The organism is Streptacidiphilus rugosus AM-16 (genome assembly GCF_000744655.1).
GTDB lineage: Bacteria > Actinomycetota > Actinomycetes > Streptomycetales > Streptomycetaceae > Streptacidiphilus > Streptacidiphilus rugosus.
On record NZ_JQMJ01000004.1, the window covers coordinates 4,458,247 to 4,481,162 of the forward strand.

Here is a 22,916-nt window from a genome sequence, read left to right on the forward strand (position 1 = left end):
CGCCTACTCGGTGGAGCCCGCCAGGCGCCCGCGGACCCACTCGGCGACATCCGCGTAGCGGGCCTCCGCACCATGGCGGGTCGGGCGGTAGTACTGCTTGCCGTGGATCGCGTCCGGGGCGTACTGCTGGGCGGCGATGCCCTCCGGCAGATCGTGCGGGTAGACGTAGCCCTGGGCGTGCCCGAGCTTCTTGGCCCCGGCGTAGTGGCCGTCGCGCAGGTGCGGCGGCACCGGGCCGGCCAGCCCGGCCCTGACGTCGGCCAGCGCCTCGCCGATCGCCGTCGTCGCGGAGTTCGACTTCGGCGCGAGCGCGAGCGCGATCACCGCGTGGGACAGGGTCAGCGAGGCCTCGGGGAAGCCGATCATCGCGACCGCCTGGGCCGCGGCGACGGCGATCGGCAGGGCGTTCGGGTCCGCGACGCCGATGTCCTCGCTCGCGGAGATCATCAGCCGGCGGGCGATGAAACGCGGGTCCTCGCCCGCCTCGATCATCCGGGCCAGGTAGTGGAGCGCGGCGTCCACGTCGCTGCCGCGGATCGACTTGATCAGCGCGCTGGCCACGTCGTAGTGCTGGTCGCCGTCGCGGTCGTAGCGGACCGCGGCGCGGTTGACCGCGGTCTCGGTCAGTTCGAGGGTGACCGTCTCCTCCTGCTGCTCGATCGCCGCCCCGGCCGCTGCCTCCAGTGAGGTCAGCGCCTTGCGGGCGTCACCTCCCGCGATCCGCACCAGGTGGTCCTCGGCGTCCTCGGCGAGCGTCACCGCGCCGTCCAGACCGCGCTCGTCGGTGACGGCCCGGCGCAGCAGCGCCCGGACGTCCTCGTCGGTGAGGGACTCCAGGGTCAGCAGCAGCGAGCGCGAGAGCAGCGGCGAGATCACCGAGAAGTACGGGTTCTCCGTCGTGGCCGCGATCAGCGTGACCCAGCGGTTCTCGACGGCGGGCAGCAGGCTGTCCTGCTGGGCCTTGGAGAAGCGGTGGATCTCGTCGAGGAAGAGCACCGTCTCCTTTCCGCTCGCCCCGACCGCCCGCCGCGCGCCCTCGATGACCGCGCGGACCTCCTTCACGCCCGCCGTGATCGCCGACAGTTCGACGAAGCGGCTCTCGGTGGCCTGGCTGATCACGTAGGCGAGCGTGGTCTTGCCCGTCCCCGGCGGCCCCCACAGGATCACCGACGACGTCGCCGCGGGCCCGCCGCTGGCGGCGACCAGCCGTCGCAGCGGGGAGCCCGGCTTCAGCAGTTGCCGCTGCCCGGCCACCTCGTCCAGCGCGCGCGGCCGCATCCGGACGGCGAGCGGCGAGCGGCCCGGCTCCTTGGCCTGGAAGTCCTCGGCGGCGGCGGTGAAGAGGTCTGGTTCCACTCCCCCGACCCTACCGTCAGGCACCGACACGCCCGCCCGACCCGGCTCCGACCGTGCTGGGCGCACAGGCCGGTCAACCGAAACCGGTCGCCCCTACCTCCAGCGGTACGCGAGCTCAGGTCGGCCGACCTGACCGTACTGCGGTTCGCGGGCGGCCCGGCCGGTCTCCACCAGGTGCTCCAGATAACGTCTGGCGGTGATCCGGGAGACCCCCGCCGCGGTGCCGACCGCGGCGGCCGACAACCCCGTCCCGGCTTCCCGCAGTACGCCCGCGACGGCCTCGAGCGTCGGCGAGGTCAGGCCCTTCGGCAGCGTCGTCCCCCGCGACGAACGCAGCTCGGCGAAGGCCTGGTCGACCTCGTCCTGGCCGAGCGCCTCCCCCTCGCGGTCCAGGCTCGCGCGGTAGCGGGCATAGCGCGCCAGCCGGTCCTGCAGGGTGGCCGCGGCGAAGGGCTTGAGCAGGTACTGCACCACTCCCGTCGACACCGCCCTGCGGACGGTGGCCAGGTCGCGGGCGGAGGTCACGGCGATGATGTCCGCGCCGTGCCCGCCGGCACGGAGGGTGCGGATCAGCTCGAGACCGTGGCCGTCCGGCAGGTAGAGGTCGAGCAGGATCAGCACCACCGGTGCGCCCTCGCGGCGGGCCCGGTCCAGGAACCGCAGCGCCTCGGCGGCGCCGTGCGCGGTGCCCGCACAGCGGAAGCCGGGGGCCCGGTCGACGTAGGCGGCGTGCGCCTCCGCCGCGACCGGGTCGTCCTCGACCACCAGCACGGCGATCGTCACGGCGCGACCACCGCCCGGCCCCGCAGCGGGATTCTCACCGTCAGCTCCGCGCCGATCCCGCGCCCCACCTCCACGCTGCCGCCGTTCCTGCGCGCGGTCTGGGACACCAGCGCCAACCCGATGCCGCGGCCCGCGGCCTGCTTCGTGGACCAGCCGCGCTCGAAGATCCGCGCCACCGCGTCCGGCTCGATACCGGGCCCGGTGTCGGCCACGCGCAGCAGCAGCTCGCGGGCGTCGCTGCGGGCGGTCACGGTGACGGTCGGCGGACCGTCGTGTTCCGCCGCCCCCTCGATCGCGGCGTCGATCGCGTTGTCGATCAGATTGCCCAACAGCGTCACCAGGTCCCGCGCACCGAGCTCGGGCGGCAACGCGTCGCCGATCCGGCTCTCCTCCGTCAGCACCAGCTCGACGCCCCGCTCCGCCGCCTGGGCGGCCTTGCCCAGCAGCAGCGCGGCCAGCACCGGCTCGTCGACCGCGCCCACGACGCGGTCGGTGAGCTGCTGGGACAGCTCCAGCTCGGCGGTCGCGAAGTCGACGGCCTGCCGGTGTCGGCCGGTCTCGATCAGCGACACCACCGCGTGGAGCCGGTTCGCCGCCTCGTGCGCCTGAGCGCTGAGCGCCTCGGCGAAACCGCGCACCGAGTCCAACTCGCCTGTCAGTGCCTGCAGTTCGGTGTGGTCGCGCAGGGTCACCACGGTCCCCAGCTCGGGTCCGCCGTCGCCGATGGGCGAGGTGTTGATCACGACGACGCGGTCCGCCGTCAGGTGCAGCTGGTCCCGCACCGGCTCCGGCCCGGCGACCGCCGCCCGCAGCGGCTTCGGCAGCGCGAGCTCGCCGAAGGGCCGTCCCTCCGCCGGACCGTCCAGGCCCAGGAGCTCGCCGGCGGCGTCGTTGCAGAGCACGACGGTCCCGGCCCGGTCCAGCAGCACCAACCCCTCCCGGACGGAGTGCAGCGTCGCCTGGTGGTACTCGTACAGGTGGCTGAGCTCGGCGGCGCCCATGCCGTGGGTGTGCCGGCGCAGGCGGCGATTGGCCAGCCAGGTGCCGAGCCCGCCGACCGCGAGGGCCCCGAGCGCCACCAGCACCAGCACTGTGATCGCCCCGCTCAGCTGCCCACTCAGGCTCTGGACCGTGATGCCGACGCTGACCAGCGCGATCACCCGGCCGCTCGCGTCCCGCACCGGCGCGACCGCGCGGACGGAGGGGCCGAGCGTGCCGGTGTAGGTCTCGGTGAAGGTGTGCCCGGCGAGCGCGGGCCCGATGTGCCCGAGGAAGTGCTTGCCTATCTCCGCCGGGTCCGGGTGGGTCCACCGGACGCCGTGGGTGTCCATGATCGTGACGAAGTCGACCCCGGCGTCCCTGACGACCTCCTGCGCGTACGGCTGGAGCGCCGCGGTCGGATCGGGGCGGCGCACGGCGTCCCTGACGCTCGGCGCGTCGGCGACCGCCGTGGCCGTGGCCCGCACCTGCCGGTCCGCTGCCTGCTGGGCGCGGTCGCTGATCAGCACATAGGCCAGCACGGCCCCGCCGGCGACGACCAGCGCGACGATCAGCACCTGCACCGCGAACAGCTGACCGGCCAGGCTGCGCGCGACACGGTGGCTCCGGGGCGGGCGCGGGGCGAGGCGGACGTGCATGTCGGCCAGTGTGCCGGGTGATGGCACCCGATGAGTAGGCGCGTGCCATGAACGATATGAACGCAAACGTGACGGCTGCCACGCCCGCGCGGATATTCGTCGGAACCGGCCCGCCACCCGAGGCCGGTGTGAGCGAGACCGGCGAAGGAGCCGCAGCCATGAGAGCTGGACGCGAACGCACGCACTATCTGTACCCGGCCGTCGTCGCGGCCGTCCTCGCCGGCATCGTGGTCGGCCTGGCCGCTCCCGACTTCGCCGTTCAACTGAAGCCGGTCGGCACCGGTTTCGTGAACCTGATCAAGATGATGATCAGCCCGGTCATCTTCACCACGATCGTGCTCGGCATCGGCTCGGTCACCAAGGCCGCGAAGGTGGGCAGGGTCGGCGGCCTGGCTCTCGGCTACTTCCTGGTCATGTCGACGGTGGCGCTCGCCATCGGCCTGCTCGTCGGCAACATCGTCGACCCGGGCCACGGCCTGCACCTGACCTCCGCGCTGGCCAAGGCCGGCCATGCGCAGGCCGCGACGGGGGCGGCCGAGGGCACCTCGGACTTCCTGCTCGGCATCATCCCGACCACCCTGGTCTCCGCCCTCACCGGCGGCCAGGTGCTGCAGACCCTGCTGGCGGCCCTGCTCGTCGGCTTCGCACTGCAGTCCATGGGCGCGGCGGGCGCGCCGGTGCTGCGCGGAGTGGAGCACCTGCAGAAGCTCGTCTTCAAGGTGCTTGCGATGATCATGTGGGCGGCGCCGGTCGGTGCGTTCGGCGCGATCGCCGCGGTGGTCGGGGCGACGGGATGGGCGGCGCTGAAGTCACTGCTCATGATCATGCTGGGCTTCTACGCGGCGTGCGCGATCTTCGTCGTCGTGGTGCTCGGCCTGCTGCTGCGGCTGGTCGCGGGCGTGAACGTCTTCGCCCTGCTGCGCTACCTCGGCCGGGAGTTCCTGCTGATCCTGTCGACCTCGTCGAGCGAGAGCGCGCTGCCGCGCCTGATCGCGAAGATGGAGCACCTGGGCGTGAGCCGCCCGGTCGCCGGGATCACGGTGCCGGCCGGCTACAGCTTCAACCTGGACGGCACGGCCATCTACCTGACCATGGCCTCGATCTTCATCGCGCAGGCGATGGACAAGCCGATGTCGCTGGGCTCGCAGATCTCGCTGCTGCTGTTCATGGTGATCGCGAGCAAGGGCGCGGCGGGCGTCACCGGCGCCGGCCTGGCCACCCTGGCGGGCGGCCTCCAGTCACACGCCCCCGCGCTGGTCGACGGCGTCGGCCTGATCGTCGGCATCGACCGCTTCATGTCGGAGGCCCGGGCCCTGACCAACTTCGCCGGCAACGCCGTCGCGACGATCCTCATCGGCCACTGGACCCGCGAGCTGGACCGCGACCGCATGACGCTCGTCCTGAGCGGACGGCTGCCCTTCGACGAGACGACCCAGTCCCCCGACCCCGCCCCGGCCATCCCGGCGCAGGCGCCGGCTGCGGCGTAGCCGCAGTCAGGGGCGCGGGGAACCGCGCGAGCAACCACCCGATGCGGATGGCCCTGTCCAGTGAGGGCCATCCGCATGCCGGTGGCTTGTCGCGCAGTTCCCCGCGCCCCTGAGGTGGTGCAACCGACCCTCCGATGGAGAGGTCAGCGCTCACGCGCCGGAGGTGCGCAGTTCCCCGCGCCCCTCAAGGTGGTGCAGCCTACGCCTCGGACTTGGGCTTCGCGTCGACGCCCGCTTCCTTGCGCTGCGCGGCCGTGATCGGCGTCGGCGCGCCGGTCAGCGGGTCGCCGCCGGTGGACGTCTTCGGGAAGGCGATGACGTCACGGATCGTCTCGTAGCCGCCCAGCAGCGCGACCAGACGGTCCAGGCCCAGCGCGATGCCACCGTGCGGCGGCGGGCCGAAGTCGAAGGCGTTCAGCAGGAAGCCGAACTGCGACTGCGCCTCCTCCGGGGAGAGCCCGATCGCGTCGAACGCACGCTGCTGCACGTCCTTCTGGTGGATACGGATCGAACCGCCGCCGATCTCGGACCCGTTGAGCACCAGGTCGTAGGCGTTCGAGAGCGCGCTGCCCGGGTCGGTGTCGAAGGTCGCCATCGACTCGGCCGTCGGGGCCGTGAACGGGTGGTGCACCGCGTGCCAGCCCTGGAACTCGCCCTTGTCGTCCTCGATGGGCTCGAACATCGGGAAGTCGACGACCCAGAGGAAGGCCCACTTCGACTCGTCGATCAGGCCGCAGCGCTTGCCGATCTCCAGACGCGCCGCGCCCAGCAGCTCCTGCGAGGCCGTCTTCTTGCCCGCCGCGAAGAAGACACAGTCGCCCGGCTTCGCGCCCACCGCGTCGGCCAGACCCGCGAGGTGCTCCTCGCTGAGGTTCTTGGCGACCGGGCCGCGCAGCTCGCCGGTCTCCTCGTCGACCAGCACGTAGGCCAGGCCGCGCGCGCCGCGCGCCTTCGCCCAGTCCTGCCACGCGTCCAGCTGCTTGCGCGGCTGCGACGCGCCGCCCGGCATCACCACGGCGCCGATGTACGGGGCCTGGAAGACGCGGAACTCGGTGCCGGTGAAGTACTCGGTCAGCTCGGTCAGCTCGTTGTCGAAGCGGACGTCGGGCTTGTCGGAGCCGTAGCGGGACATCGCGTCCGCGTAGGACATGCGCGGCAGCGGCAGCGGCACCTCGTAGCCGTGGACCTCGCCCCAGACGCGGGAGACGACCTCCTCGCCCAGCTTGAGGATGTCCTCCTGGTCGACGAAGGAGGCCTCGACGTCGAGCTGGGTGAACTCCGGCTGACGGTCGGCGCGGAAGTCCTCGTCGCGGAAGCAGCGCGCGATCTGGTAGTAGCGCTCCATGCCCGCCACCATCAGCAGCTGCTTGAACAGCTGCGGCGACTGCGGCAGGGCGTACCAGTGGCCCGGCTGCAGGCGGACCGGCACCAGGAAGTCGCGGGCGCCCTCGGGCGTCGAACGCGTCAGGTACGGCGTCTCGATGTCGAGGAAGCCGTTCTCCTCCATCACCGTGCGGATGATGTGCGTGGCCTTCGAGCGCAGCCGCAGCGCGCGGGCGGGGCCCTCGCGACGCAGGTCGAGGTACCGGTACTTGAGGCGGACCTCCTCGTTGACCGAGCCGGGCTCGTACTCCGCGACCATGAACGGCAGCGCGGCGGCCTCGGAGAGCACGGTCAGCTCGGAGACGACGACCTCGACCTGGCCGGTCGGGATGTCGGGGTTCTCGTTGCCCTCCGGGCGGACCCGGACCTCGCCGACGATCTTGACGCACCACTCGGAGCGCAGCTCGCCGACCGCGTCCAGGTCGCGGAAGACGACCTGGACGGTGCCGGAGGTGTCCCGCACGTCGACGAAGGCCACACCGCCGTGGTCACGGCGGCGGGCGACCCAGCCGGCGAGGGTGACGGTGGTGCCGGCGTGCTCCGGGCGGAGCGTGCCGGCCTCGTGGGTGCGGATCACTGGAGCTTCTCCTTCAGGGTGGTGACGAGAACGTCGAGGGCGACCGGGGTCTGGTCACCGGTGCTGAGATCCTTCAACTGAACCAGACCTTCGGCGAGATCGCGCTCGCCGGCGACGAGCGCGTAGCGCGCGCCGGAGCGGTCGGCGGCCTTCATCGCGGCCTTGAGTCCCTTGCCGCCGTAGACGATGTCGGCCGAGACGCCCTCACGACGCAGCTGCGTCACGGCGGCGAATAGCACACGCCTGGCCTGCTCGCCGAGCGGCACGGCGAAGACGTCGGAGCTGTTGGAGGACGGCAGCTCGATGCCCTCCGCCTCCAGCGCCAGCACAGTCCGGTCCACGCCGAGCGCCCAGCCGACGGACGGGAGCGCCGGGCCGCCGATCATCTCGGCGAGGCCGTCGTAGCGACCGCCGCCGCCGACGGCGGACTGGGAGCCGAGGCCGTCGTGGACGAACTCGAAGGTGGTGCGGGTGTAGTAGTCGAGGCCGCGCACCAGCTTGGTGTCGTCCTCGAAGGCGATCCCGGCGGCGGTCAGCAGCTCGCGGACCTGCTCGTGGTAGGCCTTGCACTCCTCGCAGAGGAAGTCGACCAGCATCGGCGCGCCGACCAACTGCTTCTGCACGTCGGGCCGCTTGTCGTCGAGCACGCGCAGCGGGTTGATCTCCGCACGGCGGCGGGTGTCCTCGTCGAGGTCGAGCCCGCGCAGGAAGTCCTGGAGCGCGGCCCGGTAGACCGGGCGGCACTGCCGGTCGCCGAGGCTGTTGAGCAGCAGACGGACCTGCTGCAGCCCGAGCGAACGGAAGGCGTCCGCCGCGAGGATGATCAACTCGGCGTCCAGCGCCGGGTCCTCCGCGCCGATCGCCTCGGCGCCGACCTGCCAGAACTGGCGGTAGCGGCCCTTCTGCGGCTTCTCGTAGCGGTACTGCGAGCCGCTGTACCAGAGCTTGACCGGGAGGTTGCCGATCCGGTGCAGGTTGGCCTCCAGCGCGGCGCGCAGCACGGAGGCGGTGCCCTCGGGACGCAGCGCGATGCGCTCGCCGCCGAGGGTGGTGAAGGCGAACATCTCCTTGGTGACGATGTCGGTCGACTCGCCGACGCCGCGCGAGAAGAGGTTCACGTCCTCGAAGACCGGGGTCTCGATGTAGCCGTATCCGGCCCGGCGCAGCGGCGCGGCCATCGCCTCGCGCACGGCGAGGACGGTCGGCGCGGTGGCGGGAAGGATGTCGTAGGTGCCCTTGACGGCCTGGAAGGGCTGCTGGGGCTGCGAAGAAGTGCTGCTCACGTCTCGTCTCTATCTACAGTCCGCGGCGCGGGGCGCCGGTCGGCGCGGCGCTGCCGGCTACCTGCTGCAGGTACGGGTTGGCGGCGCGCTCGCGGCCGATGGTGGTCTGGGGGCCGTGTCCGGAGAGGACCACGGTCTCGTCCTGCAGCGGCAGGCACACGCGTGCCAGCGACTTCAGGAGGGCGTCGTGGTCGCCTCCGGGGAGATCGGTGCGTCCGACGGAGCCGGCGAAGAGCAGGTCGCCCGAGAACAGCACCGGCGGGAGCTCCGGTGCGGCGGGCGTCCTGAAGGTCACCGACCCCCCGGTATGGCCCGGGGCGTGGTCGACGGTCAGGCTCAGCCCGGCGAGCTCCAGCACGCTGCCGTCGGTGAGCAGCCGCAGGTCGTCCGGCTCGCCGACCGTCAGCTCGCCCATCAGCTGCGCGCCGAAGGAGCGGCCGAGGGCCTTCTCCGGATCGGTCAGCATGTACCGGTCCTCGGGGTGGATCCAGGCCGGGATGCCGCGTGCGCCGCAGACCGGGACGACCGAGGCGACGTGGTCGATGTGCCCGTGCGTGAGCACCACCGCGACCGGCTTGAGCCCGTGCTCGCGCACCGCGTCCTCGACGCCGGCGGCCGCCTCGTGGCCCGGGTCGACGATGACGCACTCCTCGCCGGCGGCGGAGGCCACGAGGTAGCAGTTGGTGCCCCAGGCCCCAGCGGGAAAGCCGGCGATGAACACGTGAGTCCTCTGCACAGGTGGAAGGCTGCGGATGCTGGCAGCAGCCTACCGGCGGTACGGGAAGGATCGCGAACCGTATAGGGCACGCCGTCGGTGTGCCCCGTGCGGTTGCCCGACCGCTCTCACAGCTGCTTTCACCACGCGTTTACAGGATTGATCCCTACACTGGGCGGCCGTCGGGTGGGAAGATCCCCGCGACGGACATCAGGATGACGACGAGGAGGGTGGCTCGGTGGCCCCCAACGACACGCGCAGGCCCCAGCAGCTTCCCAAGGACAAGGAGAAGCGCCGCCGCGAACTGCAGCGGCTCAAGCTGGAGCGGCAGGCCGCGGCGCGCGCGGAGCGGGTCGCCTCCGCGCGGAAGAACACGGCCGTCGTCGTGGCCTCGGTCGTCGCGCTCGCGGCCGTCGCCACGGTCACCGCGGTGCTCTGGCCCAGCGGTTCGAAGTCCAAGTCCTCGGCCGACGCGATGAACAACCGCGCTTCCAGCTCGGCCGCCGCCACCCCTTCGGCGAGCACCGCCGCGGCGAACTACACGATCAAGCCGAAGAAGGACGGCAGCTGGAAGACCGAGCCGGCGATGTCGATCGACACGAACGGCACCTACACGGCCAAGATCAACCTCGGCCAGGGTTCGGTCACCGTCAAGCTCGACGCCGCCGCCGCGCCGCACACGGTGAACTCCTTCGTGTTCCTGGCGAAGAACCACTTCTTCGACGGCGTGTACTGCCACCGCCTCACCACCACCGGCATCTACGTGCTGCAGTGCGGCGACCCGACCGGCACCGGCTCTGGCGGCCCCGGCTACCAGTTCAAGGACGAGAACCTCACCGCCCCCTCGATCAAGGGCGGCACCTACCCGGCCGGAACCATCGCGATGGCGAACTCCGGCGCGAACACCAACGGCTCGCAGTTCTTCCTGGTCTACAAGGACAGCCAGTTGTCGCCCAACTACACCCCGTTCGGCACCATCACCGGCGGCCTCGACGTGCTCACCGGGATCGCCTCCACGGGCGCGGACAGCTCCAACGGCCCCGGCGACGGCAAGCCGGTGCAGCCGGTGATCATGAACTCGGTCACCGCGGACAAGGGCTGACCGAGGTCTGGGCGGGGCCCGGGACGGACGGATTCACGGCGCAGGCAATTATCCGCGCGGGGATACGGACAGCGCCGGGCCCCTTCGCCTATGTTGGCGTCTTGTAGGGTGCGCTTCTGCGCTCACCGGCGGCGCGGAGACGAAACCGGCCGGAAAATCTTCGAACGTGGACGGCGGCCGCCTCCCTTGGACCCATCGGTGCCAGGGTGGCGATCGCCATATGGAGGAGGCGCTGTGACCAGCGACCCGTGGGGCCGTGTCGACGACGAGGGGACCGTCTACGTGCGGACGGCCGACGGCGAGCGCGTCGTCGGTTCGTGGCAGGCGGGCTCCCCCGAGGAGGCCCTGGCCTACTTCACGCGCAAGTACGAAGGAATCGCGGTGGAGATCGGCCTGCTGGAGCGCCGCGTGCGCACCACCGACCTGGCCGCGAAGGACGCGATGACCGCGATCGAGCACCTGCAGGCGCAGGTGGCCGAGGGCCACGCGGTCGGCGATCTCGACGCTCTCGCCAAGCGCCTGGAGGCCCTGGTGGGCGAGGTCGACTCGCGCCGCGAGGAGCGCAAGGCCGCCCGCGCCAAGGCCCAGGAGGAGGCGAAGGCCGCCAAGGAGGCGCTGGTCGCCGAGGCCGAGCAGTTGGTGGAGTCGACCCAGTGGCGCGAGGCCGGGGACCGGCTGCGCGACCTGGTGGACACCTGGAAGGGCCTGCCCCGGCTGGACCGCAAGTCCGACGACGAGCTGTGGCACCGCTTCTCGCACGCCCGCTCGGCGTTCTCCAAGCGCCGCAAGGCGCACTTCGCGTCGCTGGACCAGCAGCGCGAGGAGGCCAGGGTCAAGAAGGAGAAGCTGGTCGTCGAGGCCGAGTCGCTCTCCGACTCCACGGACTGGGGCGCGACGGCGGCCCGCTACCGCGAGCTGATGACCGAGTGGAAGGCGGCGGGTCGCGCGCAGCGCGAGGCCGAGGACGAGCTGTGGACCCGTTTCCGCGGGGCGCAGGACATCTTCTTCCAGGCCCGGTCCGCGGTCTTCGACGAGCGCGACGCGGACGAGCGGCAGAACCAGACCGCGAAGGAGGCGCTGCTGGTCGAGGCCGAGGCGCTGCTCCCGATCCGCGACCTGAAGGCCGCCAAGGCGTCCTACCGCGACCTCGCCGAGCGCTGGGAGGCCATCGGCCACGTCCCCCGCGACGCCCGCCCGCGCCTCGAGGGTCGCCTGCGCACGGTCGAGCAGGCCATCCGCGAGGCGGAGGAGGCCGAGTGGCAGCGCAGCAACCCCGAGGCCCGCGCCCGCGCCACCGGCATGGCCGGCCTGCTGCAGGCGGCGGTGGACAAGCTGGAGAAGCAGATCGCCGCGGCTGAGGCCAAGGGCGACTCCCGCCAGGTCGCCAAGCTCCAGTCGGAGCTCGCCGGCCGCCAGGAGCTGCTGGCCCAGGCCCTGAAGGGCCTGGAGGAGTTCAGCGGCTGAGCTCCTGGCACTGGAACTGATTCAAGGACGGCCCCGCTGCCCGGAGGCACCACCTCCTGGCAGCGGGGCCGCTGCACGACGACGGGGCAGGCGTGACGGTCGTGACGGAGCCGACGGGTCCGGAGCCGCTGGGCATCTGCCTGGTGGCCAACGTGGCACAGGAGACCAGCCACGGCGACGGCGGGCTGGAGATCCGTCGGGGGCTGCGGCACTTCGCCCCCGGGGCGAAGGTGTGGATCGCGCCGCCGGCCTGGGGAGACGGGGGCGAACGCGTCAACGTGGCCGGACGGCGCCGGGGGAACAGCCGTCGCTACATGAGGATCGTCATCGAGCGCCGGTTCCTGGAGAACTTCCGGGTGCGCGGCGTCTACAGTCCGGCGCTGGTGCGCGCGCTGGCGGGGGTCGAGCCGGGCGAGGAGCAGCGCTTGGGCGCCCGTTTCCTGTGGCCTCAGGAGGAGGCGGAGCGCGTGGCCCGCTCGTGGAACACGCCGACCATGAGAGCCCTGGTCGACGGCGACCACCGCCGGACCCACCTGGTCACCGCTCCCCCGCCTCCGGAGCTGGAGCTCGACGGCGCGACCTACCACCTGGCCCACTTCAACGCCCGTGGGGCGCGCTACTCCGCCGAACCGCCGCCGACGGAGCCGTCGCCGACGACCGGCTGAGGACAGACCTCGTCGGCAGTCGACCGCACGCCGGTGTCGGACGGTACGCGTCAGCGTCGTGACACCGGCGTGCTCGGTCGGCGGGCCCTCTAGCGGGACTTCGCCGAGGTGACCCGGTAGACGTCGTAGACGCCCTCCACGCCGCGCACCGCCTTCAGGACGTGGCCGAGGTGCTTGGGGTCGCCCATCTCGAAGGTGAATCGGCTCATCGCCACGCGGTCGCGTGAGGTCTGGACCGCGGCCGACAGGATGTTCACGTGCTGGTCCGAGAGGACCCGGGTGACGTCGGAGAGCAGACGGGAGCGGTCCAGCGCCTCGACCTGGATCGCGACGAGGAACACCGACGACTGCGTCGGGGCCCACTCCACCTCGACCATGCGCTCCTGCTGCTGGGCCAGCGCGTCCACGTTGACGCAGTCCGCCCGGTGGACGGAGATGCCGTTGCCGCGGGTGATGAAGCCGACGATCGGGTCGCCCGGCACGGGCGTGCAGCAGCGGGAGAGCTTGACCCAGACGTCCTCGACGCCCTTGACCACCACGCCCGGGTCCTGGGTCGCCCGACGCTGCCGGCGGTTGCGCGCCGGAGAGGGAGTCGTGAGGTCGGCGATGTCCTCGGTCGCGCCCTCCTCGCCGCCCGCCGCCTGGACCAGCTTCTGGACGATCGTCTGCGCGGCCACGTGGCCCTCGCCGATCGCGGCGTAGAGCGAGGAGATGTCCGGGTAGCGCATCTCGTGCGCGAGGGTGACCAGGGAGTCGCCGGTGAGGATGCGCTGCAGCGGGAGACCCTGCTTGCGCATGGCCCGCGTGATCGCGTCCTTGCCCTGCTCGATGGCCTCCTCGCGGCGCTCCTTGGAGAACCAGGCGCGGATCTTGTTCCGTGCCCGCGGCGACTTGACGAAGCTGAGCCAGTCCCGCGAGGGGCCCGCGCTCTCGGCCTTCGAGGTGAAGACCTCGACCGTGTCGCCGTTCTCCAGCACGCTCTCCAGCGGCACCAGACGGCCGTTGACGCGTGCCCCGATGGTCCGGTGACCGACCTCCGTGTGGACGGCGTAGGCGAAGTCCACCGGGGTGGCCCCGGCCGGCAGCGCTATGACGTCGCCCTTGGGGGTGAAGACGAAGACCTCGTTGTTGGAGAGGTCGAAGCGGAGCGACTCGAGGAACTCGCTCGGGTCCTCCGTCTCCTTCTGCCAGTCCAGCAGCTGGCGCAGCCAGGCCATCTCGTTGACGGTCTCGCCCTTGCCGGCGGGGGTGTCCGTGCGGACCTTGGACGCGCCCGCCACGGCCTGCTGCTTGTACTTCCAGTGCGCGGCGATCCCGTACTCCGCGCGCCGGTGCATGTCGAAGGTGCGGATCTGCAGCTCGACCGGCTTGCCCTCGGGTCCGATGACCGTCGTGTGCAGCGACTGGTACATGTTGAACTTGGGCATGGCGATGTAGTCCTTGAACCGCCCCGGCACCGGGTTCCACCGCGCGTGGATGGTGCCCAGCGCCGCGTAGCAGTCGCGGACGGAGTCGACCAGGACCCGGACGCCGACCAGGTCGTAGATCTCGGCGAAGTCCCGGCCCCGCACGATCATCTTCTGGTAGACGCTGTAGTAGTGCTTCGGGCGCCCCTTCACCTCGGCCTTGATGCGGGCGGTCTTCAGGTCGCCCATCACCGCCTCGGTGACGCTGTGCAGGTACTCGTCCCGCTTGGGGGCGCGCTCGGCCACCAGACGCACGATCTCGTCGTACATCTTGGGGTAGAGGATCGCGAAGGCGAGGTCCTCCAGCTCCCACTTGATGGTGTTCATGCCCAGCCGGTGCGCCAGCGGGGCGTAGATCTCCAGCGTCTCGCGGGCCTTCTTCTCCTGCTTCTCCCGCTTGAGGTAGCGCATGGTGCGCATGTTGTGCAGGCGGTCGGCCAGCTTGATGACCAGGACGCGCGGGTCCTTGGCCATTGCGACGACCATCTTGCGGACCGTCTCGGCCTGCGCGGCCTCGCCGAACTTGACCTTGTCCAGCTTGGTGACGCCGTCGACCAGCATGGCGACGGTGTCGCCGAAGTCGCGGCGGAGCGTGTCGAGGCCGTACTCGGTGTCCTCGACGGTGTCGTGCAGCAGGCCGGCCATCAGCGTCGGGGCGTCCATGCCCAGCTCGGCCAGGATGGTCGCGACGGCGAGCGGGTGGGTGATGTACGGGTCGCCGCTCTTGCGCTTCTGGCCGCGGTGCCACTTCTCGGCGATCTGGTAGGCGCGCTCCAGCGTGTGCAGATCGGCCTTGGGGTCGTTGCTCCGCACTATCCGGAAGAGCGGTTCCAGCACCGGGTTGAAGGTGTTGCTGCGCTGGCCGCCGAGGCGGGCGAGGCGGGCCCGGACGCGGGAGGGCGAGGGCGCGGTGGCACGCGGCGCGACGGCGTGCGTCCCGGCGCCCTGGAAGGTGGCCGGGACGGGCGGAGCCACGGGCGCCGGCGCGGCCTTCGGTGCGGCCGCCGGACCCTTCTCCTGCGCGTCGGGGGCTGTGGGCGCGACCTCTTCGGGCAAGTGCACTCCTCGGGAGCGAGACCGGAACCTCAATGGTACCGAGCGTCACTGTCGCGTGCGGTCACGGGCCGCGCCGACCTGCCCGCCGACGCCCCGGGCACCGTCGGCACGCCCCTGACGCGCCCCCTCGGGCCCCCGCCCGCCCTGGCCGTCCACCACGACGGCCACCGTCTCCGGCCGCAGCCGGCAGCCGGGCGGGTGGCCCTGCCTGATCGAGCGCCGTGCGCGAGCCGGTCGCCCGGTCGTCCGTCACCGGCACCACCGGCGGCCGCCGCAGCGCGGCCCAGCCGACGGGGACGACGAAGGGCGGGTCCGGATCGTCGTCCGGACCCGCCCTCCTGTCACGCATGGTCGCCGTCAGACGGTGATGACCGTCTCCAGCGGCGCCTGGCCCAGCAGCGGGGCCAGCCTGGCCCGGCCGCCGAGGAAGCTGAGCTCCATCAGCACCTCGACGCCCGCCAGCTCCGCGCCGCCGCGCCTGATCAGGTCCAGCGCCGCCTCGACGGTGCCGCCGGTGGCGAGCACGTCGTCGACGACCAGGACCCGCTCGCCCGGCGCGAAGGCGTCGATCTGGACCTCGATGACCGCCGAGCCGTACTCCAGGTCGTAGGCCTGGCGGTGGCAGTCACCGGGCAGCTTGCCCGCCTTGCGGACGGGCACGAAGCCGGCGCCGGCCGAGTAGGCGGCCGGCGCGGCCAGGATGAAGCCTCGGGCCTCCAGGCCCACGACCTTCGTGGCGCCCAGCGCCTTGGCGCGGGCCGCGAGGTGGTCCACCAGCGCGGCCAACGCCTCGGCGTCGCCGAGCAGCGGTGCGATGTCCTTGAAGACCACGCCCGGCTTGGGATAGTCGGGCACGTCACGGATCTTCGCGGCCAGCAGCTCGGCCAGGGTGTCGCTCATGCTCAGCCCCGCCGCCCGCCGGCGCGACGGTCGCTGCGGCTGCGGTTGACGGGCTGGTTGCGCGGTCCGCCGGTCGAGGCCGCCGGGATGCTGACCTCGTCCTGCGCGGACTCGTCGTCCTCGACGCTCCGGCCCTCGGCCAGCGCCTTGGCGTCGGCGGCCTTGCGCTGCTTGACCTTGCGGGCCAGCTCCAGGTACTCCGGGCGCTTCTCCTGCAGCCAGGCGACCATCGGGGTGGCCACGCAGATGGAGGAGTAGGCGCCGGCGGTGAGGCCGATGAACAGCGCCAGCGAGATGTCGTTGAGGACACCCGCGCCGAGCAGGCCGCCACCGATGAAGAGCAGCGCGGCGACCGGCAGCAGCGCCAGCACGGAGGTGTTGATCGAGCGGACCAGGGTGCTGTTCAGCGAGGCGTTGGCGGCGTCGCTGTAGGTCAGCCTGTTCTGCTTGGTGATCTTGTTCGTCGCGGTCTTGAGACCGTCGAAGACGACGACGGTGTCGTAGAGCGAGTAACCGAGGATCGTCAGGAAGCCGATGATCGTGCCCGAGGTGACCTCGAAGCCGACCAGGGCGTAGACGCCGACGGTGATCACCAGGTCGTGCAGCAGCGCGACCAGCGCGCCCACCGCGAGCCGCCACTCGAAGGCGAAGGCGAGGTAGAGCGTCACCAGCACCATGAAGGCGATCAGACCGTAGATGGCCTTCTGGCTGATGTCGTGTCCCCAGCTGGCGCTGAGGAACTGGGTGCTGACCTTGTCCTGCGGGATGCCGAGGTTGGCGGCAAGGCCCGCCTGGCCCTTGTCCGCAGGGATCTTCTCCGTGGAGCTGATCTGCACGGTGATCTCGTCACCGCGGCTGCCGCTCTGCGTCTGCACGACGGCGGAGCTGTCATGCGTCAGCTTGTTCGCCGCCTCCTGGGCCTGGTTCAGCGTGATGCTGCCCTTGGGGAAGGTGTAGATGTCACCGCCCTTGAACTCGATGCCCAGGTTGAGCCCGCGGACCGAGAGGCCGAGCACCGCCAGGACCAGGATGGCCCCGGAGATGATCACCCAGAGCTTGCGCCGCCCGACGAAGTCGAAGCTGACCTCACCGGTGTAGAGCCGGTGGCCGATATTGCCGAAGCGTGACATCGGGTCAGGCCTCCTTGCTGGCGGCAGGACGGGAGGGACGACGGCTGCGGCCGTCCCGCAGCGGGGAACGGACACCGAGCCGCTCGGGCGAGAGCCCGGACCACGGGTGGCCGGAGGCGAAGAACTTCCGCCGGGCCAGCAGGGTCATCAGCGGCTTCGTGAAGAGGAAGACCACCACGACGTCCAGCAGGGTCGTCAGACCCAGGGTGAACGCGAAGCCCTGCACCTTGCCGACGGTGAAGAAGTACAGCACCGCGGCGGCGAGGAAGGACACGAAGTCCGAGACCAGGATCGTGCGTCGGGCGCGCGGCCAGGCGTTGCGCACGGCCGGACGCAGCGTGGCGCCCTCGCGGAGCTCGTCACGGATCCGCTCGAAGTAGACGACGAACGAGTCCGCGGTGATACCGATGGCGACGATGGCGCCACAGACCGCAGGGAGGTTCAGCGCGAAGCCGATCGCCCCACCGAGGAGGCTCATGATCGACCAGGTGAGCACCGCGGAGACCGCCAGCGAGGCGACGGCCACCAGGCCGAGGCCGCGGTAGTAGACCACCGAGTAGAGCACGACCAGGATCAGACCGATCAGACCGGCGATCAGACCCGCGTCGAGCTGGCTGCCGCCGAGCTCGGGCGAGACGGTGACGACCTCGAGCTGCTGGAAGTTCAGCGGCAGCGAGCCGTAGCTGAGCACGTTCGACAGCGAGGTGGCGTCCGACTGCGTGAAGCTGCCGGTGATCTGCGCCTGGCCGCCCGAGATGGTCGAGGTGACCTGGGGCGAGGACTGGACCTGGCCGTCGAGCTCGATGGCGAACTGGTTCTGCGGGCTCGTCTTCGTCGACAGCATAGTGGTCGTCTTGGTGAACTGGGCGCTGCCCTTCGAGTTGAAGGAGAGGTTCACCTGCCACTGACCGGTCTGCGTGCTGAGGCCCGCCGAGGCGCCGCTGATGTCCTGGCCGGCGACGGCCACGGCGTCCAGCGCGTACTTGGTCCAGACGCCGCCCTGGGCGTCCTGGGAGCAGGCGACGATCTGGTCCGTGTCCTGCTTGACGCGAGCCGCTGCGGAAGCCTGGAGGCGGCCGGCGTCCGTGGTGCAGTTCAGCGCGTTGAACGCGCCCTGCAGCGACGCGGGGACGGTACCGCCCAGCTGGCCGGAGACCGGGGCACCGGGCGCGGCGGCGGTCGGCGCGGCGCTGGGCGTCGTGCCCGCCTTGGCGGTGGTGGAGGCGGAGGCGTGCGCGGTGGGGCTCGCCTTCAGTGCACCGGAGACCGCGTCACCCTGCGTCTTGCTCGCACTCGGCGCGGCGCTGGCGGTGCCGGTCAGCTTCGGCTGCGTGGCCGAGGGACTCGGGGTGGCACCGGGCTTGGTCCCGCCGGTCGCGCTCGGCGTCGGGGAGCTCTTGACCGCGCTCGCGCTGATCTGCTGCTGCTCGGCGAGCACCGGACGGAAGCCGAGCTTGGCGGTCGTCGCCAGCTCGTTGGCGACCTGGGTGGAGTTGGTGCCCTTGGGGATGTTGACGACGATCTCGTCGTTCCCCTGCACCTGGACCGTGGACTCGGTCACACCGGTCCCGTTCACGCGATCGAGCATGATCGACGACGCGATCCCCATGTTGGCGGGGTTGATCGCCTTGGGGTCGGTCGACTTCGCCTGCAGCGTCACGCTGGTGCCACCGGCGAGGTCGATGCCGAGGCGCGGCTTCGTGTTGCCGGTCCCGAACATGATCGCGACCAGGGCGACCATGATCACCAGGATCAGGCTCAGCGCACGCCCCGGGTATCCGTCACGGGGACGGGACTTGGGTGATGCCACCTTCTCGATTCTCTCTGTCCATGCCGTGGGCTGGTCGAGCGGCCCGCACCGGGGTATCGGCGGACAGGGGACGGCCCGGCCACGACGCAACGGTCCTTGGGACCGGGCGAGGGTTCGTACCCCCACCTGGTCCCGTAGCGGGCAAGGCTACTTGGCGGAGGCGTCCTTGTCGCCACCCACCGTGGCCTCGGTCTTCTCCGCCTCGTCGGCGGTCTTCTCGAACGCGACCGGAGTGTCCTCAACGGTCGTTTTGTCCGAGTCCACGACAACGGCGGTAGCCTCGTCGTCCTCGGAGCCCTCGGCCTCGTCCGTCTCCGGCTCGTCGCCGTGGACGATGCGGTTGTACTCGACCGGGTCGAGGACCTGGGCGATGGCCTGCTTGGTGTAGAGCGCGTACACGCCGGGGGCGACCTCGAGCTCGACGGCCTCGTCCGTCACGTCCTTGACCAGCGCGTACATGCCGCCGATGGTGCGGACGCCGGCACCCGGCTCCAGCCGGTTGCGCATTTCCTGCGCCTGCTGCTGACGCTTCTTGTTGCTGCGCATCGTCAGCAGCATGAAGCCGCCCAAGATGACGACGATGAAGAGAAGGGGATTGGCACCCACGGCGTACTGTCCTTTGCGAGGCCGCGAAGGAGGCGGCCGGTCGGTGAATCGGTCCCGCCCCGAGGGGGCGGCGGGCGGAGTCTAGGGGACTCCCAATGGTTCAACAACGTCCAGCATGTCATCTGGGTGAGGCGAATGGCGAGCGTCGCGACGCACCTGACGTGTCCCGGCCCGGATTCTCGCCCCGCGGCGGCGTCGAAACAGGCCCGGACCGGCCCCGCTGGTCACTCCCCCGAGGCTCCGAACAGCTCGGTCTGGGCGGGCACCGCGCCCGCGGCCTGCTGCGGCGGCGTGAGCCCGAGATGCTGCCAGGCGGCCGCCGTGGCGATCCGGCCGCGCGGGGTCCGGGCCAGCAGACCCTCCCTGACCAGGAACGGCTCGGCGACCTCCTCGACCGTCTCGGCCTCCTCCCCCACCGCCACCGCCAGCGTCGACAGGCCCACCGGGCCGCCGCCGAAAAGCTTCAGCAGCGCGTGCAGCACCGCCCGGTCCAGCCGGTCCAGGCCCTTGGCGTCGACCTCGTAGACCGCCAGCGCCGCGCCGGCGATCTCCTCGGTGATCAGGCCGTCGTGCCGGACCTGGGCGTAGTCGCGGACCCGGCGCAGCAACCGGTTCGCGATACGCGGCGTGCCGCGCGAGCGGCGGGAGATCTCCGCGGCGCCCTTCGGGTCTATCTCCACGTCCAGCAGCCGGGCCGAGCGGTGGATCACCCGTTCCAGCTCCTCGGGCGCGTAGAACTCCATGTGGCCGGTGAAGCCGAAACGGTCGCGCAGCGGCGGCGGCAGCAGCCCGGCCCGGGTGGTCGCGCCGACCAGGGTGAACGGCGGCAGCTCCAGCGGGATCGCGGTCGCGCCGGGGCCCTTGCCGACGATCACGTCGACCCTGAAGTCCTCCATCGCCATGTAGAGCATCTCCTCGGCGGGCCGGGACATGCGGTGGATCTCGTCGAGGAAGAGCACCTCCCCCTCGGTGAGCGAGGAGAGGATCGCCGCGAGGTCTCCGGCGTGCTGGATCGCCGGGCCGGAGGTGATCCTGATGGGCGCGTTCATCTCGGCCGCGATGATCATCGACAGCGTGGTCTTGCCGAGCCCGGGCGGGCCGCTGAGCAACACGTGGTCGGGGGTCGAGGCGCGGTGCCTGGCGGCCTGGAGCACCAGCGACAGCTGTTCGCGCACCCGCTCCTGACCGATGAACTCGTCCAGCTCACGCGGGCGCAGCGCCGCCTCGACGGCCCGGTCCTCGCCGTCTGCGGCAGCGGTGACCAGCCGGTCTCCGGCGGCGTCGTCGTACATCGGGGCTCGGCTCCTCGGTCGTCGGCGGTACGGATCAGCGGGTGCGGTTGCGGGTCTGCAGGGCGCTGCGCAGCAGGGTGGAGACGTTGGGTTTCTCCGCGGCCTCGGCCTCGGGGGTGACCGCGACCACCGCCTCGTCCGCCTCCCGCGGCGCGAAGCCGAGCCCGACCAGTGCGGCGTGCAGCTGGTCCTGCCAGGGCGCGGGCCCCACCGCGAGCGGCGCCTGCGGCTGGCTCGGGACGGCGCCGGTGGGCGCGCCGAGCCGGTCCTTGAGCTCGATCAGCAGCTTCTGCGCGCCCTTGGGGCCGATCCCCGGTACGGCGGTCAGCGCCTTGGCGTCCCCCCGGGCGACGGCGACCCTGAGCGCCTCCGGGCTGTGCACGGCGAGCATCGCCTGCGCGACCTTGGGCCCGATCCCGCTGGCGGTCTGCAGCAGTTCGAAGGTGTGCCGCTCGTCGTCGTCGGCGAAGCCGTACAGGGTGAGCGAGTCCTCCCTGACCACGAGCGAGGTGGCGACCCGCGCCTCCTGGCCCAGTCGCAGGCCGGCCAGGGTGCCGGGCGCGCAGTGCACGAGCATCCCGACGCCGCCGACCTCGATCACGGCGCTGCTCGGCGTGAGCGCGGCCACCGGGCCGCTGACGAAGGCGATCATGACCTACCGGTCCTGTTCTGGGCCGCGACGGCGGCGGCGATCCGGTTGTTGGCGGTACCGCGCCAGATGTGGCAGATGGCGAGCGCGAGGGCGTCGGCGGCGTCGGCGGGCTTGGGCGGGGCGTCGAGCCGGAGGATCCGGGTAACCATGGCCCCGACCTGCGCCTTCTCGGCGCGCCCGCTGCCGGAGACGGCGGCCTTGACCTCGCTGGGCGTGTGCAGGGTGACCGGTATCCCGCGGCGCGTCGCACAGAGCATGGCCACGGCACTGGCCTGGGCGGTGCCCATCACGGTGCGGACGTTGTGCTGGGCGAAGACCCGCTCGATGGCGACGAGATCGGGCCGGTGGGCGTCGAACCAACCCTCCAGGCCCTCCTCGATCGCGTGCAGCCGCAGGGGCACGTCGAGCTCGGCGGGCGTCCGCACGACGCCGCAGGCGACCATGGTCAACACCCGCCCGGGCGCGCCGTCGACGACCCCGACCCCACAGCGGGTCAAGCCTGGATCCACCCCGAGAACACGCATGTCGGCAGGCTATCTGTTCCCACCGACAGAACCCCCAAGGGGCACGAGGAACCCTGCGGAGACCTCAGCAGACCTCAGGGGCGCGGGGAACGGCGCGAGAAACCACCCTGCGCGGATGGCCCTGTCCGATGAGGACCATCCACACGCCGGTGGCTTGTCGCGCCGTTCCCCGCGCCCCTGAGGCGGTGCAACTGACCCGCTGCTGTAAGCCCTACTCGGCGTCGAGCTCGGCCTCGACCTCGGGGGTGAGGTCGAAGTTGGCGAAGACGTTCTGGACGTCGTCGCTGTCCTCGAGCGCGTCGATCAGCTTGAAGATCTTGCGCGCGCCGTCCGCGTCCAGCTGGACCTGGACGGAGGGGACGAAGTTGGCCTCGGCCGAGTCGTAGTCGATGCCCGCGTCGACCAGCGCCGTGCGGACCGCGACCATGTCGGACGCCTCGGTCTGGACCTCGAAGGCGTCGCCGATGTCGGTGACGTCCTCCGCGCCGGCCTCGAGGGTGACCTCCATGACCCGGTCCTCGTCGACCTTCTCGGCCTTGGGGACGACGATGACGCCCTTGCGGCTGAACATGTACGAGACCGAGCCCGGGTCGGCCATGCTGCCGCCGTTGCGGGTCATCGCGACGCGGACGTCGGACGCGGCGCGGTTGCGGTTGTCGGTGAGGCACTCGATCAGGACCGCCACGCCGTTGGGGCCGTAGCCCTCGTACATGATGGTCGCGTAGTCGGCGCCGCCGGCCTCCGCACCGGAGCCGCGCTTGACGGCGCGGTTGATGTTGTCGATCGGGACCGAGCTCTTCTTCGCCTTCTGGATGGCGTCGTAGAGGGTCGGGTTACCGGCGGGGTCGCCACCGCCGGTGCGGGCCGCCACCTCGATGTTCTTGATCATCTTGGCGAAGAGCTTGCCGCGCTTCGCGTCGATGACGGCCTTCTTGTGCTTGGTGGTAGCCCACTTGGAGTGGCCGGACATCGAGTTGCTCCTTAAAACAGCACCAGGTGGAAGTGAACGAACGGATCAGATCCTACCG

Annotated in this window: 19 protein-coding genes; 4 read left to right on the forward strand and 15 right to left on the reverse strand. The window is 71.4% G+C overall.

The features are described from left to right. Positions 1–3: 3 nt before the first annotated feature. From BS83_RS29390 to BS83_RS29400, 3 genes are all read right to left on the reverse strand, one after another. Entirely contained in the window at positions 4–1,356 is a 1,353-nt protein-coding gene (locus BS83_RS29390; protein WP_037606478.1) for a replication-associated recombination protein A, read from the reverse strand. 93 nt (positions 1,357–1,449) lie between these two features. Next, positions 1,450–2,139, reverse strand: a complete 690-nt coding sequence (locus BS83_RS29395) for a response regulator (protein WP_037606479.1) — start codon at positions 2,137–2,139, stop codon at positions 1,450–1,452. Then, the gene (locus tag BS83_RS29400; protein WP_037606480.1) at positions 2,136–3,776 is read right to left on the reverse strand and encodes an ATP-binding protein; all 1,641 of its coding nucleotides are present in this window, start codon (positions 3,774–3,776) and stop codon (positions 2,136–2,138) included. Before BS83_RS29400 ends, BS83_RS29395 begins: the two co-directional genes overlap by 4 nt. Before the next feature lie 158 nt (positions 3,777–3,934). Here BS83_RS29400 and BS83_RS29405 point away from each other — a divergent pair, with 158 nt between their 5' ends. Next, positions 3,935–5,263: a cation:dicarboxylate symporter family transporter gene (locus BS83_RS29405; protein WP_051944273.1), complete on the forward strand. Its 1,329-nt coding sequence runs from the start codon at positions 3,935–3,937 to the stop codon at positions 5,261–5,263. Positions 5,264–5,462: 199 nt separating this feature from the next. Here the strand turns inward: BS83_RS29405 and aspS are convergent, their stop codons facing one another. The 3 genes from aspS to BS83_RS29420 are packed head-to-tail and all read right to left on the reverse strand — an operon-like array spanning position 5,463 to position 9,227. Beyond that, entirely contained in the window at positions 5,463–7,223 is a 1,761-nt protein-coding gene (gene aspS / locus BS83_RS29410) for an aspartate--tRNA ligase (RefSeq protein WP_037606481.1), read from the reverse strand. Continuing rightward, complete coding sequence (hisS, locus tag BS83_RS29415) at positions 7,220–8,506, reverse strand: histidine--tRNA ligase (RefSeq protein WP_037606482.1); 1,287 nt, start codon at positions 8,504–8,506, stop codon at positions 7,220–7,222. The genes aspS and hisS overlap by 4 nt, the downstream gene beginning before the upstream one ends. Before the next feature lie 13 nt (positions 8,507–8,519). Next, the gene (locus BS83_RS29420) at positions 8,520–9,227 is read right to left on the reverse strand and encodes an MBL fold metallo-hydrolase (protein ID WP_037606483.1); all 708 of its coding nucleotides are present in this window, start codon (positions 9,225–9,227) and stop codon (positions 8,520–8,522) included. Positions 9,228–9,459: 232 nt separating this feature from the next. On the opposite strand from BS83_RS29420, the gene BS83_RS29425 reads away from it, so the two are divergent. The 3 genes from BS83_RS29425 (at position 9,460) to BS83_RS29435 (ending at position 12,452) form a co-directional block, all read left to right on the forward strand. Next, the gene (locus BS83_RS29425; protein ID WP_051944275.1) at positions 9,460–10,323 is read left to right on the forward strand and encodes a peptidylprolyl isomerase; all 864 of its coding nucleotides are present in this window, start codon (positions 9,460–9,462) and stop codon (positions 10,321–10,323) included. A gap of 234 nt (positions 10,324–10,557) precedes the next feature. Beyond that, positions 10,558–11,787, forward strand: a complete 1,230-nt coding sequence (locus BS83_RS29430) for a DUF349 domain-containing protein (protein WP_037606484.1) — start codon at positions 10,558–10,560, stop codon at positions 11,785–11,787. A gap of 92 nt (positions 11,788–11,879) precedes the next feature. After that, positions 11,880–12,452, forward strand: coding sequence for a hypothetical protein (locus BS83_RS29435; protein ID WP_051944278.1), 573 nt, complete (start codon positions 11,880–11,882; stop codon positions 12,450–12,452). A gap of 89 nt (positions 12,453–12,541) precedes the next feature. Here BS83_RS29435 and BS83_RS29440 read toward each other — a convergent pair whose 3' ends face one another. From BS83_RS29440 to BS83_RS29480, 9 genes are all read right to left on the reverse strand, one after another. Beyond that, the gene (locus BS83_RS29440; RefSeq protein ID WP_037606485.1) at positions 12,542–14,974 is read right to left on the reverse strand and encodes a RelA/SpoT family protein; all 2,433 of its coding nucleotides are present in this window, start codon (positions 14,972–14,974) and stop codon (positions 12,542–12,544) included. 357 nt (positions 14,975–15,331) lie between these two features. Beyond that, positions 15,332–15,874 carry an adenine phosphoribosyltransferase gene (locus BS83_RS29445; RefSeq protein WP_037606486.1) on the reverse strand — a complete coding sequence of 181 codons (543 nt, stop codon included), beginning with the start codon at positions 15,872–15,874 and terminating at the stop codon, positions 15,332–15,334. Positions 15,875–15,876: 2 nt separating this feature from the next. Further along, positions 15,877–17,004 (reverse strand): protein translocase subunit SecF, encoded by a 1,128-nt coding sequence (secF, locus tag BS83_RS29450; RefSeq protein WP_037606487.1) that lies wholly within the window; start codon positions 17,002–17,004, stop codon positions 15,877–15,879. Positions 17,005–17,008: 4 nt separating this feature from the next. Beyond that, positions 17,009–18,814: a protein translocase subunit SecD gene (gene secD / locus BS83_RS29455; RefSeq protein ID WP_037606488.1), complete on the reverse strand. Its 1,806-nt coding sequence runs from the start codon at positions 18,812–18,814 to the stop codon at positions 17,009–17,011. Between the two features lie 147 nt (positions 18,815–18,961). After that, on the reverse strand, positions 18,962–19,420 hold the full coding sequence (yajC, locus tag BS83_RS29460; RefSeq protein ID WP_232248519.1) for a preprotein translocase subunit YajC: 459 nt from the start codon (positions 19,418–19,420) through the stop codon (positions 18,962–18,964). Between the two features lie 224 nt (positions 19,421–19,644). Further along, positions 19,645–20,712 (reverse strand): Holliday junction branch migration DNA helicase RuvB, encoded by a 1,068-nt coding sequence (gene ruvB, locus BS83_RS29465; protein ID WP_037606489.1) that lies wholly within the window; start codon positions 20,710–20,712, stop codon positions 19,645–19,647. 34 nt (positions 20,713–20,746) lie between these two features. After that, a complete protein-coding gene (gene ruvA, locus BS83_RS29470) occupies positions 20,747–21,364 on the reverse strand; it encodes a Holliday junction branch migration protein RuvA (protein ID WP_037606490.1) in 618 nt (205 codons plus the stop codon). Next, complete coding sequence (gene ruvC, locus BS83_RS29475) at positions 21,361–21,888, reverse strand: crossover junction endodeoxyribonuclease RuvC (RefSeq protein WP_051944279.1); 528 nt, start codon at positions 21,886–21,888, stop codon at positions 21,361–21,363. The genes ruvA and ruvC overlap by 4 nt, the downstream gene beginning before the upstream one ends. Positions 21,889–22,099: 211 nt before the next feature. Further along, positions 22,100–22,858 carry a YebC/PmpR family DNA-binding transcriptional regulator gene (locus tag BS83_RS29480; protein ID WP_037606493.1) on the reverse strand — a complete coding sequence of 253 codons (759 nt, stop codon included), beginning with the start codon at positions 22,856–22,858 and terminating at the stop codon, positions 22,100–22,102. Positions 22,859–22,916: the final 58 nt, after the last annotated feature.